Annotated in this window: 12 protein-coding genes, 1 tRNA gene, 1 rRNA gene and 1 other RNA gene; 8 read left to right on the top strand and 7 right to left on the bottom strand. The window is 44.5% G+C overall.

What is annotated here, in order from left to right; genetic code table 11:
• The first annotated feature begins 94 nt into the window (after positions 1 to 94).
• Together metG and IPK86_00795 are read left to right on the top strand one after the other, a co-directional pair.
• Positions 95 to 2,137, top strand: a complete 2,043-nt coding sequence (metG, locus tag IPK86_00800; GenBank protein ID QQS16775.1) for a methionine--tRNA ligase — start codon at positions 95 to 97, stop codon at positions 2,135 to 2,137.
• Between the two features lie 11 nt (positions 2,138 to 2,148).
• A complete protein-coding gene (locus IPK86_00795) occupies positions 2,149 to 3,105 on the top strand; it encodes a folate-binding protein YgfZ (GenBank protein QQS16774.1) in 957 nt (318 codons plus the stop codon).
• Here IPK86_00795 and IPK86_00790 read toward each other — a convergent pair.
• From IPK86_00790 to rfbB, 4 genes are read right to left on the bottom strand one after another with little or no spacing between them, the layout of a single operon-like run.
• Complete coding sequence (locus tag IPK86_00790; GenBank protein ID QQS16773.1) at positions 3,102 to 4,571, bottom strand: NAD(P)H-hydrate dehydratase; 1,470 nt, start codon at positions 4,569 to 4,571, stop codon at positions 3,102 to 3,104. The two genes, IPK86_00795 and IPK86_00790, sit on opposite strands and share 4 nt — an antisense overlap.
• The gene (rfbC, locus tag IPK86_00785) at positions 4,564 to 5,115 is read right to left on the bottom strand and encodes a dTDP-4-dehydrorhamnose 3,5-epimerase (protein ID QQS16772.1); all 552 of its coding nucleotides are present in this window, start codon (positions 5,113 to 5,115) and stop codon (positions 4,564 to 4,566) included. The genes IPK86_00790 and rfbC overlap by 8 nt, the downstream gene beginning before the upstream one ends.
• The gene (locus IPK86_00780) at positions 5,112 to 6,005 is read right to left on the bottom strand and encodes an NTP transferase domain-containing protein (GenBank protein QQS16771.1); all 894 of its coding nucleotides are present in this window, start codon (positions 6,003 to 6,005) and stop codon (positions 5,112 to 5,114) included. The genes rfbC and IPK86_00780 overlap by 4 nt, the downstream gene beginning before the upstream one ends.
• A 2-nt stretch (positions 6,006 to 6,007) precedes the next feature.
• Complete coding sequence (gene rfbB / locus IPK86_00775; protein ID QQS16770.1) at positions 6,008 to 7,003, bottom strand: dTDP-glucose 4,6-dehydratase; 996 nt, start codon at positions 7,001 to 7,003, stop codon at positions 6,008 to 6,010.
• Positions 7,004 to 7,247: 244 nt separating this feature from the next.
• On the opposite strand from rfbB, the gene IPK86_00770 reads away from it, so the two are divergent.
• The 3 genes from IPK86_00770 to IPK86_00760 are packed head-to-tail and all read left to right on the top strand — an operon-like array spanning position 7,248 to position 11,177.
• Positions 7,248 to 8,369: a nitronate monooxygenase gene (locus tag IPK86_00770; GenBank protein ID QQS17015.1), complete on the top strand. Its 1,122-nt coding sequence runs from the start codon at positions 7,248 to 7,250 to the stop codon at positions 8,367 to 8,369.
• A gap of 58 nt (positions 8,370 to 8,427) precedes the next feature.
• Positions 8,428 to 9,765 (top strand): aldehyde dehydrogenase family protein, encoded by a 1,338-nt coding sequence (locus tag IPK86_00765; GenBank protein ID QQS16769.1) that lies wholly within the window; start codon positions 8,428 to 8,430, stop codon positions 9,763 to 9,765.
• Positions 9,765 to 11,177 carry an FAD-binding oxidoreductase gene (locus IPK86_00760; protein QQS16768.1) on the top strand — a complete coding sequence of 471 codons (1,413 nt, stop codon included), beginning with the start codon at positions 9,765 to 9,767 and terminating at the stop codon, positions 11,175 to 11,177. The genes IPK86_00765 and IPK86_00760 overlap by 1 nt, the downstream gene beginning before the upstream one ends.
• Here IPK86_00760 and rnpB read toward each other — a convergent pair.
• Positions 11,174 to 11,526: RNase P RNA component class A (gene rnpB / locus IPK86_00755), an RNA gene on the bottom strand. The two genes, IPK86_00760 and rnpB, sit on opposite strands and share 4 nt — an antisense overlap.
• A gap of 126 nt (positions 11,527 to 11,652) precedes the next feature.
• On the opposite strand from rnpB, the gene IPK86_00750 reads away from it, so the two are divergent.
• The 3 genes from IPK86_00750 to IPK86_00740 all read left to right on the top strand — a co-directional run bounded on the left by IPK86_00750 (position 11,653) and on the right by IPK86_00740 (position 13,185).
• Positions 11,653 to 12,006: a ProQ/FinO family protein gene (locus IPK86_00750; protein ID QQS16767.1), complete on the top strand. Its 354-nt coding sequence runs from the start codon at positions 11,653 to 11,655 to the stop codon at positions 12,004 to 12,006.
• A 46-nt stretch (positions 12,007 to 12,052) separates the two neighbouring features.
• Positions 12,053 to 12,874, top strand: a complete 822-nt coding sequence (locus IPK86_00745; GenBank protein ID QQS16766.1) for a TatD family hydrolase — start codon at positions 12,053 to 12,055, stop codon at positions 12,872 to 12,874.
• A 234-nt stretch (positions 12,875 to 13,108) separates the two neighbouring features.
• Positions 13,109 to 13,185, top strand: a tRNA-Arg gene (locus IPK86_00740).
• Positions 13,186 to 13,217: 32 nt separating this feature from the next.
• Here IPK86_00740 and IPK86_00735 read toward each other — a convergent pair.
• Together IPK86_00735 and rrf are read right to left on the bottom strand one after the other, a co-directional pair.
• A complete protein-coding gene (locus IPK86_00735) occupies positions 13,218 to 15,365 on the bottom strand; it encodes a UvrD-helicase domain-containing protein (protein ID QQS16765.1) in 2,148 nt (715 codons plus the stop codon).
• Positions 15,366 to 15,481: 116 nt separating this feature from the next.
• Positions 15,482 to 15,598: ribosomal RNA gene (gene rrf / locus IPK86_00730) — 5S ribosomal RNA — on the bottom strand.
• Positions 15,599 to 15,645 lie beyond the last annotated feature (47 nt).

Below are 15,645 nucleotides of genomic sequence, written 5' to 3'. Positions count from 1 at the left end.
ATGCTAGTTTTGCCTATCCCTTTACATGGTATAGTTGTAGCATCAAAAGACACTGTAGTTGATTAAATCAGTTAAAACAACACCATAATCGCTCATGCCCACTAAACGAAAAATTCTGGTTACCGCTGCCTTACCTTATGCTAATGGCAACATTCATCTGGGCCATCTTTTAGAACATATTCAAGCAGACATTTGGGTACGCTTCCAAAAAATGCAGGGTCATGAGTGTTACTATGTTTGTGCCGATGACACCCATGGCACAGCCGTCATGCTTGCTGCACAGCAAAAAAAGATGGCGCCAGAAAAGTTGATTGAACAAGTCAACGCAGCACATCGTGCAGATCTTGGTAGCTTTCATGTGCAATATGATCATTACGGCAGTACCCATTCTCCAGAAAACCAGCAATTTTCCGAAGCAATCTACTTAGCACTCCAACGCAACGATAAAATTGTTAAGCGTACCATCAAGCAATTCTTTGATCCAGATCGCCACATGTTTTTATCCGATCGCTTTATTAAGGGCACTTGCCCTAACTGTGGAGCATCCGATCAATATGGCGATAACTGCGAGCAGTGTGGCGCAACGTATGCGTCAACCGAATTAAGAAATCCTTATTCCACACTCTCTTCTGCTGCCCCAGAACTTCGATCTTCTGAGCATTGTTTTTTTAAACTCAGTCAATGTGCTGACTTTCTTAATGATTGGATATCAGGTAGTTGCCCAACAACAACCCATAAGAAGCAAACTCGCCTGCAAACCGAATCGCGCAACAAAATGAAAGAGTGGATCAAACAAGGTTTGATAGATTGGGATATCTCGCGCGATGCACCTTATTTTGGCTTTCAGATACCAGGAGAAATCGATAAATATTTTTATGTGTGGCTCGATGCGCCAATCGGTTACTTAGCTGCTTTCAAAGAGTTATGCGACCGCTTGCATTTAGATTTTGACACATGGTTTTGTGCTGATTCTACAACCGAGCTTTACCATTTTATCGGCAAAGATATCTTGTATTTTCATGCGCTATTTTGGCCAGCTGTTCTAGATTCTGCTGGATATCGCACACCCAGTGGGGTTTTAGCGCACGGTTTTTTAACAGTCAATGGCAAAAAAATGTCCAAGTCGCGCGGCACATTTATCACAGCTAAATCTTACTTAGAGCAACGCCTCAATCCAGAGTGGCTGCGCTATTACATGGCTGCTAAATTAAATGCCCATGTGGAAGATATCGATCTATCGCTCAATGATTTGATGCTACGCGTCAATAGTGATTTGATCGGCAAATTTATCAATATCGCAAGCCGTAGCGCGAGACTCCTTGGGCGGTATTTCAATTATCAACTATCCACCCAATGTCCTGATGAAGCGCTACTTCGTACCTTACAAAATGCATCAGCAACTATCGCAAACGCTTATGAAAGAAGAGAATACTCCAAGGCACTTCGTATCGTTATGGCACTTGCTGATCAGGTTAATAGTTACGTTGACCAGCATCAGCCTTGGGTACTTGCTAAGCAAGCAGCACAACAGGAGGCATTACATCAAGTCTGTACTATCTTAATCAATGCTTTTCGCCTACTCACAGTTTATCTTAAACCTGTTCTACCCGATACCGCAAAAAAAATTGAAGGTTTTCTGAATTGCCCAGCTTTGACTTGGCAATCAGTACAGCAATTACTCCCAACGCATCACGTCATTCAGCCTTATCAACATATCATGCAGCGCGTTGAATGGGCTCAATTGGAACAACTCACTCAAGTAAATGGATCAACTATGTCAACACCAATAACAATGCCCGATACACCCATCACCTTATCAGACTTTGAAAAACTGGATCTTCGAGTTGGTATAGTACAGCACTGCCAAGCGGTTGAAGGCTCGGATAAATTACTGCAATTAACAGTCAATATTGGATCGACTCAACGCAATATTTTTTCTGGTATTAAACAGGCTTATCCGGATCCGCAACAACTCATCGGACGCAAAGTCATTGTCATTGCAAATCTTGCTCCACGAAAAATGCGCTTTGGTATTTCGGAAGGCATGGTTCTTTGTGCAAGTGCTCCTGATGACACCAATCAACTCTTCTTATTGGATGTTGATCAAGGCGCAACACCCGGTATGCAAGTTAGCTAAAGTTAGTCATCATGATGCAACAGCATAGGGATTCGTTTGCCTTGCCCGAGGCTTTCATACAAGCACATTATTTTGCGCCACTTGAAGCATTCGGGATGTTAGTTGTGGGCGGTAAAGATGCTTTGCCTTTTTTGCAAGGGCAATTGACACTAGATATGCGCTGTATTCATCACAACACTGCTCGGTTAGGTGCATATTGCACGATTCAAGGTCGCATGATCGCTAATTTTCTAGTTTGGCAGCAGGGTGCAGAATATGGACTCGTTATGTCACGCGATTTGATCGATAACACAAAAAAAATCTTGCAAAAACATACTCTGCGTCATCAGGTCACACTCACCTGTCAAAGCGACGAGTATATGTTCATTGGCCTGAGCGAATCGGTTGCCTTAACTACTTTTCAGCTCAGTAAACAAACTAGTAAAACCTATCAAACCATTCAACAAAATGCATGCTTTGCAACACGCTTACCCAATCATACTTGGATAGTAGGTATACCACGCCATATAAAGCAAGCGTTTTTAGCCACATTAGATACTATTGCGCCATCTATTGACGCTATGTATTGGCAGCTTGCACAAATTCGCTCTGGTATCGCGTGGTTATGTCATGAAACAGCCGAAGCTTTTTTACCACAGATGGCAAGCATGGATCTTTGGGAAGCAGTCAGTTTTAATAAAGGCTGCTATAAAGGACAAGAAGTTGTCGCACGCGCCCGTTATTTAGGTCAAGTCAAGCGGCACTTGTATCATATTCAAAGCGATATGCCCCTCGCAGTAGGAGAAATTTTATCACATCCGGCACACCCCGCAGAAGCAATCGGGCAAATTGTGCAAATTTGTCCGATTAACCAAACCACTTACGAAGCATTAGCGGTCATGAAAGACGCGGTATGGGGTGAACAAACCTGTCTCAACCTTGCTCAAGGAACCATTCAACCAATACAGCGATTTGCTGCAAAGCTTTAGCATTTATTATCTTTGGCAACCAAGCGATTTAAGGCATCAGCAAGGTGTAAGATAGTTGTTGAAGCTGTCAAACCGATAGTACCTTGATGTTGCTTGCGCCATGTATCGGCTACTAAACCATGGACATAAACGGCAAGTGAAGCGGCATCAAAAGGTGCCATCCCTTGCGCAAGTAATGCCCCACAAAAGCCCGCCAATACATCGCCTTGCCCAGCGCTAGCAAGAGCTGGGTTGCCTGTCGTATTCACCCTAAAAAATCCATCCATATTGGCAATAACGGTGCCGCTTCCTTTTAATACAACCGTTGCACGAAAATGCCTGGCCAATGTTTGCGCACTTTTAATGCGATCTGCTTGTACTGTTTTGACAGAAATGTTAAGTAAGCGTGCTGCTTCAGCAGGATGTGGCGTTAAAATACAAGGAGGTATATGCTGCTCAATGAGTTGAGCAAGCTTCGCATTATTTGCAATCAAATTTAAAGCATCCGCATCAATCACTTTGGCGCTGGTTTGCGCCATCAACTCACAAAACACTTGATGTGCCAAATGACTGGTTGAAAGACCAGGACCAATTACATCCACATCACACCCAAGTTGATAAGCAGTATTCGCATCACGCAACATCAATTCAGGCATGAGGCTATCGCAGGTAACCATATCAGGCTCAAGCAATGCCACATACACTTTGCCTGCTCCGGTACTAGCCGCTGCTCGCCCAGCTAAAAATGCTGCTCCGCGCATTCCCAAAGCGCCTCCTACAACACATAAAGTACCGTAACTGCCTTTATGGCTATTCATTTTGCGCACTAAAGGACGGGCTGATGGACGACGAATAGTTCCTGCTGGCTTAACGCTAAGCGATTTGGGTAAAATCAACCGCTTGACCAATACAACGCCAGCGCAATCAGGCCCGTCTGCCATATATAAACCAGGTTTAGCACATAAAAATGTTAACGTTACCGTCGCTCTGATGGCTTCACCATAAACAGTACCACGCCAAGCATCAAGACCAGAGGGCACATCTAAAGACAATATAGGGCAATTCAAAATATTGATGGTATGGATAATATGCTGCCATTTATCACTGAGCAAACGATTCAGTCCAATACCGAATAGGCCATCAATAACCCAGGCAAAATGGGTAGCTTGATGGGGCATGTCAGTGATCAATGGAATACCCAATTGCTGGCAAGCCGCTAGTGCAGCTTGCGTCGCATTACTTTTGGGTAATTCTGGCATAAAAATAGTCACGGGATAATGCGCACAAACTAAATGGTAAGCCACCAATAAGGCATCACCACCATTGTTTCCAACACCTGCTACACAAAGGATCGCTTGGTCAGTCGTTGCGTGATTTTTAAGCCAATCCGCAGCTGTTTGCGATGCGGATTGCATCAAGTCTAAACCTGATACTTCTGCAGCATGCTCAATACGCCGCAAGTTGGCCAAGCTAAAAATGTCATCCATACTGTTTCATCCAAGCTTCAAGTGTTAAGCCACATTGGTCTTGTAGGGATAATAAGGGTCGGTGAGGTGGCCAAGCAATATTAATATCTGGGTCGCTCCAAATAATACAATGCTGATCTTCTGGATCCCAATACGTGGTTGTTTTATATAAACACAAAGCACGGCGCGAAAGCACCATAAAACCATGTGCAAACCCAGGTGGAATCCATAGTTGCTGCTGTTGGCGACTGGATAGCACAACACCAACCCATTGACCAAAAGTAGGCGATGAAAAACGTAAATCTACTGCAACATCAAAAATCTTACCCACAATCACGCGCACCAATTTGCCTTGCGGATGCTTTTTTTGAAAATGTAAGCCACGTAATACATGTTGATCAGATAGTGACTGGTTATCCTGCACAAAGCAAGCATTCATACCTGTTATTTTGGTAAACGAGGCTTGGTGGAAACTTTCAAAAAAGTACCCTCGATGATCTTGATGAACCTGTGGCGTCATCACTAAAACTTCGGGCAATCGAGTCGGCATAATTTTGTAGTTCATGAGGACCATTGCCTTAATAAATCATGAAGATAAGCACGATATGCGTGGTTGGTTGCGCGCTTGGCAAGGTCAGCAAATTGGCTTAAAGCAATCCATTGATTCTGGTAAGCAATGGCTTCTGGACAAGCCATGATCGCTCGGCTTTGCTGTTGCCAAGTGGCAACATATTGTGAAGCAGACAACAAAGTCTCTGGCGTGCCAGCATCAAACCAAGAAGCAAGCGTCGGATCAATCACTTGGGCTGTTAACATACTAATCGATAAATAATGCTGATTGATAGTGGTAATTTCTAACTCACCACGAAAAGAGGGTTGTATTCCTTGCGCAACAGCCACCGCTTCGTGATCATATAGATAAAGTCCGGTAATCGCATAACCCGCTCTTGTGCGCTGTGTTTTTTCCTCAACAAAGATCACTTGTCCAGCTTTATCGAGGGTTGCTGACCCATAGGCACTAACATCGTTGACAGGATAAAGAAAAATCATCGCTTTGGGCTTTGCTGCTAACGCATTGTGTAGTAGTTGATCCCATGACTTGCCACCAAAAATATTGTCCCCCAAAACCAATATAATAGGCTGCTTCTGAATAAAATGCTGACCAATCATCAAGGCCTGCGCAATACCTCCTGGCGATACTTGTGCTTGATACACCAAACGCATGCCCCATTGGGTACCATCTCCCATCAGTTGCGTAAAAAGAGGTAAATGTGTTGCTGTTGTGATGATCAATATCTCACGAATACCTTGTTTCATCAGCAAGGACAACGGATAATAAATCATCGGTTTGTCATAAACAGGCAAGAGTTGCTTGGAGCAAAACCTCGTCATCGGATCAAAGCGAGTACCCAACCCACCTGCTAGCAAAATTCCTTTATAGGGCGTGGGTCTCATGCTTAGGTTCGCTCATCATCAACGTGATTGATATACCATTTCACTGTTTTAATAATACCAGTTTCAAACGTTTCTTTTGGGTACCAGCCCAGTTTATGTAATTTGGTCGTATCCATTGCATAACGCTGATCATGACCAAGCCGATCCGGTATATATTGCACCTTTTTTGCGATACGATTTGGCTGCAAGCACTCTAAAACATCACAAAGCGCATCAACGACTTCAAGATTGGTTTTTTCTTGGCCAGCACCAATATGGTAAGTTTCGCCAACCTTCCCATGATCCAGTATCCACCGCAAGGCTGCACAATGATCATCCACATAAAGCCAATCCCGCTTTTGCTGTCCGTCGCCATAAAGTTGCGCCGGCTGTTGGTTCAGTAGTCGCATGATGGTAGCTGGAATCAATTTTTCATGATCCTGATAGGCGCCATAATTATTGCTAGCATGCGTAATAAAGATTGGTAGACCATAAGTGTGATGCCAAGCCCATACCAAGTGATCGCTTGCCGCCTTGCTTGCCGCATAAGGGTTACCCGGTAAATAGCGATGACCTTCTTGAATGGGTGCCTCCTGCTTGGCCAGCCCACCATATACTTCATCCGTTGAAATATGCAAAAACCGAAATTGTGCACGCTGAAGTGGTGTAAGACGCTGCCAATAGCGGCATGCAGCCTCCAACAGGTAGAAACTGCCAAGTATATTGGTTTGCATAAATGGTTTCGGTTCATGAATGGCACGGTCAATATGGGATTCGGCAGCAAAATGAATAATCGCTCTAGGGTGATAGCGATATAAAATTTCCTCAACTTGTACAACGTCAGCAATATCACCTTGGATAAAAATATAGTTTGCCGTATGGTTAAGTGCGGATAAGCGCTGTACATTGCCAGCATAGGTAAGCTTGTCTATATTAACGACTGCTTCATCACCATGATCGAACCAGCTTAAGATGAAATGGCTACCAATAAAACCTGCACCGCCTGTTACTAAAATCACGGTTTCATCATCCCCTTTGTTTCCGCATCGCCAGTATAACTGACCCTAACCTAGCATGTTAGGCTATCAGGCATTTTGTGTCTTGCAAGATGCCTAGCGATAAAATGTCCTGTTGCACCATTTTACGGACTATAATGGGATACTTAATGAACAAGGATAAAGTGTGACGACTCCCTTACCTACCCATGCCTTTGACGCTTTGCATCTTTTAGGAAAAAAACTCCTACCTATCGTACAAGGGGGAATGGGCGTTGCTATCTCTGCTAAAAGCCTAGCGGGTGCTGTGGCAGCAGAAAATGCTGTTGGGACAATTGCCAGTGTTGATCTTCGCCATTTGCATGAAGATTTATTAGCGGCATCCAAAAAAACTACAGACAGCGCAGTATTTACAAAACTAAACCTCATTGCGCTGGATCGCGAAATCAAAGGTGCCTTGCAATATGCCAAGGGAAAAGGACTGATTGCTGTAAATGTCATGAAGGCAGTAACTGATTATCCAAACCTTGTCAGACAAGCCTGTGAATCAGGTGCGCACGCCATCGTATCGGGAGCAGGGTTGCCTTTAGATCTGCCAGATCTAGCAAAGGATTACCCAACAGTGGGATTGATACCTATCTTGTCTGAATCCCGAGGTATTGGCGTCATTCTGAAGCGATGGATGAAAAAAAACCGTTTGCCTGATGCCATTGTTATTGAAAACCCTGCCTACGCTGCAGGACATTTGGGGGCAACACAATTAGCTGATTTACATGATGAAAGGTTTAGTTTCCGCCGTGTGCTGGATGAAACATTCGAACTATTTAAAAAACTGGAGCTGGAAAGCGAAATTATCCCGTTGATCATTGCGGGCGGGATGAGTAAATTTGAAAAAATCAAAACAGCACTAACAGAGTGGGGCGCTTCAGCTGTTCAAATTGGCACGGCTTTTGCTGTCACGAAAGAAGGGGATGCCCATAGCAATTTTAAACAGGTGTTAGCAAGCGCTGATAAACAAGATATTACCGAATTCATGTCAGTAGCTGGTCTACCAGCCAGAGGTGTCAACACACAATTTTTAAAACAGTATTTAAAACGCGAAAAAATACTGCAAGACAATGCCAAAGCAGATCCAAGGCGCTGTACACAAGGATTAAATTGCTTGTCGGTATGTGGCCTGCGAGATGGGATAGCTACCATTGGGCAATTTTGCATTGATTTGAAACTCTCTGCAGCATTTCGCGGCGAAGTCAGTAAAGGCTTATTTTTTAGGGGAAGCGAACCATTGCCTTTTGGGGAAGCTATGCGCTCGGTAAAAGAAACGATCCATTATTTACTCACGGGCGAAAAACCAAGTGATTTGTCAGCTGAGGCAATCCAACCTGCCTAAACAACAGCAGATGATCCGTGTTGTTCAGGGTAATGCATCGCTTGGCGTTTGACTGAAGATGACTACTTACATCAGCTGCGACCCTTCCACGGGTCAGGTAATTCAAAAACGTCCCGCTCAAAAACAATCCGTGCTTAGCGCACAAGTAGCCGCTTTGCGCACTCATCAAAAACACTGGGCAATAAAACCGCCAAAGTCTCGTGCAAAACAGCTAAGCCAATTAGCGCTCGCACTGGATCATCATCGCGATGCGTTATCCACACTCATTACACAAGAAACAGGGCGTTTACTCAGTGAAACACGAGCAGAGATTGATAAATCGATCCGACTCATTGATTACTATACAGCAACTGCCCCAAAATTATTAGCGAGTAGAACTGTCGCTACGCAGGCAACCTGTAGCCAAATACAATTTGAGCCATTGGGTATCGTACTGGCAATCATGCCATGGAATTACCCCATTTGGCAGGTACTTCGTTTTGCAGTACCCGCATTACTAGCAGGCAATGCTTGTTTAATTAAACCAGCTTTATCTGTTGCACAATCAACGCAAGCCTTGCTTGATATGATTCGAACCATTCAATTAGATGTATTGGAGGTCGCTTGGTTACCTGACCAACAAGTCGAAGAAGCTATCAGTTATGCCCAAGCCGTTGCTTTTACAGGTTCTACAAAAACTGGGCAACATATTGCCGCATTAGCAGGCAAGTACCTAAAAAAAACGGTGTTAGAATTGGGTGGGAGTAACCCTTTCATTATTTTGTCAGATGCCAACCTTAAAGAAGCTGCCCAGGATGCTTGCCTTTCACGTTTTCGCGATGCTGGTCAATCTTGTAATGCGGCAAAACGCTTCATTGTCGTCCCGGAAATTGCTGAACCATTTATTGAGCAGTTCCTAAAACTTGTTAAACCATTGCGTTGTGGTCAAACCCTCTCACCGCTTGCTCGTTGCGACTTAAGAGCTACTTTGCATCAACAAGTGTTAGACGCTGTAGCACAGGGTGCAGCATTGCTAATGGGAGGGAACATACCAGGTGGTACCGGATTTTTTTATCCTGCAACCGTTTTAGATCATGTCAATTCACGTTGCCGAGTTTATCATGAAGAAGTGTTTGGTCCGGTTGCCAGTATTTTGCGCGCCACATCTGAGGAAGACGCTATACGTCTTGCCAATGACACGCCTTTTGGGCTCGGCGTTGCGCTTTATACTTCAGATATGACGCGCGCTAAAAACTACGCAAAATGCCTTGAAGCAGGCAGTGTATTTATTAACCGTTATACCAGCTCAGACCTTCATTTACCCTTTGGTGGCGTCAAATCATCGGGTTATGGCAGAGAATTATCGGCGTTTGGGTTATATGAATTTGTCAATATCAAAACATATTGGCAAAAATAATGGATACATACCCACAATCTATCTTACAAAAACTAGCTAGCATCGTTGGTTCGGCTCATCTATTAACTGATCAACAAGCGATGTCTGGTTATGCGATAGACTGGCGAGGACGCTACCATGGTCGCCCATTGGCTATTGCATTGCCCAAGAGTCAAGAAGAAGTGGCCGCACTCGTAGCCTGCTGCTATGAACATCACATCCCTATCGTCCCTCAAGGAGGTAATACAAGCACTTGCGGTGGCGCTACGCCTGATGAGACAGGTCAAATGCTAGTTCTTTGCATGAAAAGAATGAATCGTATTTTAAGCGTTGACCCGGTGTCCGATACCATGACCGTTGAGGCAGGCGTCACACTCGAATCTGCTCAACGAGCAGCTAAACAACATCAGCGTTTGCTACCTTTAGCGCTGGCCAGTAGCGGTTCTTGCCAAATTGGTGGTAATCTTTCCACCAATGCAGGCGGTACGACTACATTGCGTTATGGCACAATGCGTAATCTTGTGTTAGGTATAGAAGCTGTATTACCCGGTGGCATCTGCTTCAATGAAAAAGGTGCTTTGCGAAAAAATACGACGGGGTTAGATCTTAAGCAGCTTTTAATTGGTGCGGAAGGCACGCTTGGTATCATTACGTGTGCAACGCTAAAACTGTGCTACCTCCCTTTGTCCTATGCCACCGCCATGATCGGCATGGCAACTATTGAAGAAGCAATTGGCTGCTTAGCGTCACTGAAGAATCAGTTTGGAGACTATATCAGTACTTGCGAAATCATGTCGCGCTCTTGTCTTACTCTGGTTAAAACATACCAACTAGATCATGCTATACCGCTTGATGCAAATTGGCTATTACTCATTGAATTAACCCATCACACCGTTCAGCCCTTGTCTGAAGAACTAACGCAATGGTTATCAACACAGCGTTTGACAGAAAGTATCGTGGCATGCTCCACGCGAGAACAACACCGGTTGTGGCAATGGCGAAAAAATATCCCCGAAGCAGAGCGTCAAGCTGGTAACCTCATCAAGCATGACATTGCTTTGCCTATTTCAAACATCCCCGTATTCCTTGCCTCCTGTCAGCAAGCATTGCAACAAGCCCTACCGACGCTTTCATATATTGTGTTTGGTCATCTTGGCGATGGCAGTTTACATTTTAATGTGTCCGATAAAAAGAACTTAGCGCCTTATGAAGAAACGATTAATCGCATTGTTTATGAATGGGTAGAAGTTTACCAAGGCACTATTGCAGCCGAACATGGTATCGGACAACTTAAAGTATTGTGGCTTGAGCGCTATAAAAATCCCGTCGCTTTAGCCTTGATGCGGCAAATCAAAAAACTATTGGATCCGGAAGGCTTGATGAATCCGCATTGCTTATACGCAACCCCAAAGAGCCTGCCCAGCATCAAGTAAGAAGCCAGTCGATAAGCCGGGTTCTGTCTAGGGCAGCCATTCCTCTAGGTAAACCGTTACCCGTTTACTCAAGCGACCTACCCGAAAACAGCGCGAGCCACGCTCAAGTTTTCTGTTTGGTCTTGCTCCAGATGGGGTTTAGCCTGCCGGATGCGTCACCGCACCCGCGGTGTGCTCTTACCACACCTTTTCACCCTTACCTGTACCATCACTGGTCATCGGCGGTATCGCTTTCTGTGCCACTTTCCATCGCCTCACGGCGTCTGGCCGTTAGCCAGCATCTTGCTCTGCGGAGCCCGGACTTTCCTCTGTTGATTAACAATCAAACAGCGGCTGCCTAACTGACTTCTCGCTTTTGAGTGTAACATACTCTATTAAAGAAAATCGAATTCGGTGTGGGTTATAAAAAAAGCATATTGACCCCTGCTATAATTAAAATTGCATAGCTTATACAACATGTACTCAAAGCAACAATATGATCATCGCCGACACAACATTGTCCAATGCCTTTCAAGCTGCCGTACAAAACATCAGCAAGAAAAAACAAGTGCAGTTTGTTGCCGATCGTCTATACAGTCAATATCCTGTATTGAGGTTGTTTCGACCCTTAGCCATTGGGATTGACCAGGTGATTATCGCATCTAATCCTCAGTTCGATCAGCATTTGATCCGACGTGTATTGTCTAACCATTGTCAGCGCCCTCGTTATCTTAAAACCATCGCCAAAGGTGGTAAGCGTTACGGACTAGATGGTAAGCCATGTGGTGTTATCACACAGCAAGAACAAGCCATTGCGCAAAAGCATTTTGCTATGAAGCCAACCATTTGATCTAAAGGGATGGCTACGCAAACTGGAACATAACCACCCAAAAAATATGGAAGTTGCGCAGATAGATTTATTTGATACCCACTGTCATTTGGACGCTGATGCCTTTGATAACGCACGCGACCAATGGGTTACCAAAGCCAATCAAGCTGGCTTAAACTATATGTTAGTACCAAGCATCGGCACGACCAAGAACTGGACAAAAGTAACAGCGCTTAAAAAGCGTTATGGCACGTTAACGGCCCTAGGTTTACATCCACTTTATACACAACATTTTGACCATACTGATCTTGTGGAGCTTGAAGCATGGATTAGTCGCGAAAAACCAGTGGCTATTGGTGAAATCGGCCTCGATAACTGGCCAGGATCACCTGATTTTGCCCAACAAGAAAAATTCTTTGTAGCACAGCTAAAACTTGCCAAGCAATATCACTTGCCTGTTATTTTGCATGTACGCCGTGCAATCGACCAAGCGCTAAAACAGTTGCGCACTATCTCCGTGCTAGGTGGTATCGTACATGCCTTTAGCGGCAGCATGCAGCAGGCTCACCAATTGATGGATCTGAACTTCAAACTGGGATTCGGCAGTAGTATCACATATGACCGAGCACACCGCATTCGCCACTTAGCAAAAGCATTGCCTGATGAGGCAATCGTGTTAGAAACCGACGCACCAGATAGGCTACCTGCTTGGACCAAGCAGACTCCAGCAGCTTTGCAAGCTATTCAACAGTATGCTGCCATCTTGGCTTCCTTACGCGGACAATCCCTTGAAAACGTAGCAGCATGTACCACCCAAAATGCCTTTGAAGCACTCTGTATGACGCCATCAACATCCTCACGTCTCCACGTACCACTGCAAACTATTTAGTATTAATCAATAGTACTGGATCCTTTTTGTTTCCCAATAAAGTAAAGCATGGATAAGATAGGTAAATCTGATGCGATCCGTTTCATGGCCATCAAAGGTTATCGGTAAGCATGCGATCAAAAGTAACCCATGCCCGGCTTGCCATATAAAACATTGATTTCCCACTTAAAACAGGGTTTGATAAAGCGAACTAATAAACCTGTATAATATTCGCTCTTAGCTACATCAATCAAGGCACCTGTAGCTCAGCCGGATAGAGTGTCGGTTTCCGAAACCGAAGGTCGCAGGTTCGATTCCTGTCAGGTGCGCCATTGCTTCAATGCTCATCATAAAAAACATACTATTAATTTTTCACTATTTGAAGTTTGGCATAGGTCATATCTAACCATTTGGTTCCGCTATGCAAGAAGTTGACCTGGATGCACAATGCTGTTCCCATTTTTTCAGCACCCACAATAACTCCGCTGCCGAACTTGTTATGTATCACGTTCTGACCAATCCGATAGGGCATATCACAAGGTACCGTATCAGCTGACAAAGCATGGTGTGCTGTAGATTTGGTATATCTTTCAGCAACATAATCCGCTGAAACCCTACGCATCAAATGCTCAGGGATATCTTTAATAAAACGTGAGCAGATCGGATAAGTCAAGCGACCATGTAACGTACGCTGTCTAGCGTAGGTCACATAAAGCTGACGTTTTGCGCGCGTTATGGCAACATACATCAAACGGCGCTCTTCCTCGGTCTCTTGAACATTCGTTAAACTATTTTCATGAGGAAATAAACCTTCCTCTAAGCCAGCAATAAACACCGTATCAAACTCTAGTCCTTTAGCAGCATGTATAGTCATCAGCTGTAAAGCAGACTGCCCATGCTCGGCTTGATATTCACCCGATTCCAGTGCTGCATTATTTAAAAAAGCAACAAGTGGCGGCATGTCTTCATCCGCTGTAAAATTCACCGCTGCATTGACTAATTCTTCAAGATTTTCAAGCCGATCTCCATGTTCTTTAGGGCTAGCTTCATACATTTTTTTAAGGCCTGATAACTCAATAGCTTGCCCGATCAATGGCGCAAGCAACGTCCGATCAATCAGCGACTGCAAAGTTTCGATGAGTACCATAAAGGGCTTTAATTTATCAGGCGATTGCTGTGCGCGATTTTTGATTGCTTGCCACAGCGAAATCTGTTCGGTATGAGCATCCTGTATCAGAGCCTCTACAGTGCGAGAACCGATGCCTCGAGCTGGTATATTGATAATGCGTAGTAGGGCGTCGTTATCGTTAGCATTCACGATCAAGCGCAAGTAAGCCATGGCATGTTTAATTTCTTGGCGCTCAAAAAAACGCATGCCACCATAGATGCGGTAAGGTATTTTTTGATCAAAGAGGATTTGCTCAAATACACGCGACTGTGCATTACTACGATACAGCACAGCGATGTCATGCAGGGGAATATTGGTTTTTTGTAACTGTTTAACCGTTTGAACAATGTAACGCGCTTCGGTTTGATCTGTTATCGCTTCGTATAACTTAATAGCTTCACCTTCTCCTGAAGCGGTCCACAAAGCTTTATCTAAACGCCCAACATTCTGTTTAATCACTGCATTGGCAGCTGCTAAAATATTACCCATTGAGCGATAATTTTGTTCTAACCGAATAGGTTCGGAAACGCCAAAATCGGATAATAAAGCACGCATGTTGCCCACCTCAGCTCCCCGGAACCCATAGATACTCTGATCGTCATCGCCTACAGCAAACAAAGCGGCATGCTCGCCGATAAACTGTTTGAGCCACTGGTATTGCAGAATATTAGTGTCTTGAAATTCGTCCACGAGCACATGCAAGAATCGCTGCTGATAATGTTGCGCTAAAACAGGGTGGGTGGTGAGTAACTCGTAGCTTCTTAACAAGAGCTCTGCAAAATCTACCAAGCCTGCTTGCCGACAATAGTCATCATATTGACCGAATAGCTGGGTCAGCTGCTGATCTTGGTAACTAGAGCCTGTTAACTGATGAGCACGCTTTCCTGATTCTTTGTGATGATTGATAAAATACTGAACAAGCTTAGGTTGTAAAAGTGTTGCAGGTAACTGTTGTGACTTGAATAAACGCTTAATAATGGATAACTGGTCAGCACTATCTAGAATCTGAAATGACTTGGGCAACTGTGCATCAAGGTGATGGATACGTAATAGGCGGTGACAAAGACCATGAAAAGTACCCGCCCACATTGTATTAATAGAACCACTTACCATGGTGCGAATACGCGCATCAATCTCTTTGGCGGCCTTATTGGTAAAGGTTACCGCAAGAATTTGATGTGGCTGAGCTTGCTGTGATGCAAGTAAATAAGCAATGCGCGTTGTCAACACTCTCGTTTTGCCGCTACCTGCACCCGCCAAAATGAGCGTGCTACCACGCGATACGGTCACTGCCTCAACCTGCTGCGGATTAAGGCCAACTAGCAAGGAATCAGCAGAAAGCATGGTAAAATGAATAGACAATTAAGGTGAAAGCAACTCCCCCACTCCCTCCTACCCCTCAAGCACCTACCGGATCAGAACAGAGGGGGCTTGTTTTGCCCCCTCGTTCTTGAATAAAAGTCTGGCAGTCACCTACTTTCACACGATAACCTACCGCACTATCATCGGCGCAAAAGGCGTTTCACCGTCCTGTTCGGGATGGGAAGGGGTGGATCCACCTCGCTATGGCTACCAGACATAACGGATTTAAGAAGCCAAAAAAGGGTGAGCTTTACTTCAAAGC

It is taken from the genome of Neisseriales bacterium (assembly GCA_016699915.1).
In the GTDB taxonomy this organism is placed as follows: domain Bacteria; phylum Pseudomonadota; class Gammaproteobacteria; order Burkholderiales; family Q3-R57-64; genus Q3-R57-64.
The sequence above is the reverse complement of the archived record's forward strand: the minus strand, read 5'-3'. Positions and strand labels throughout refer to the sequence as shown.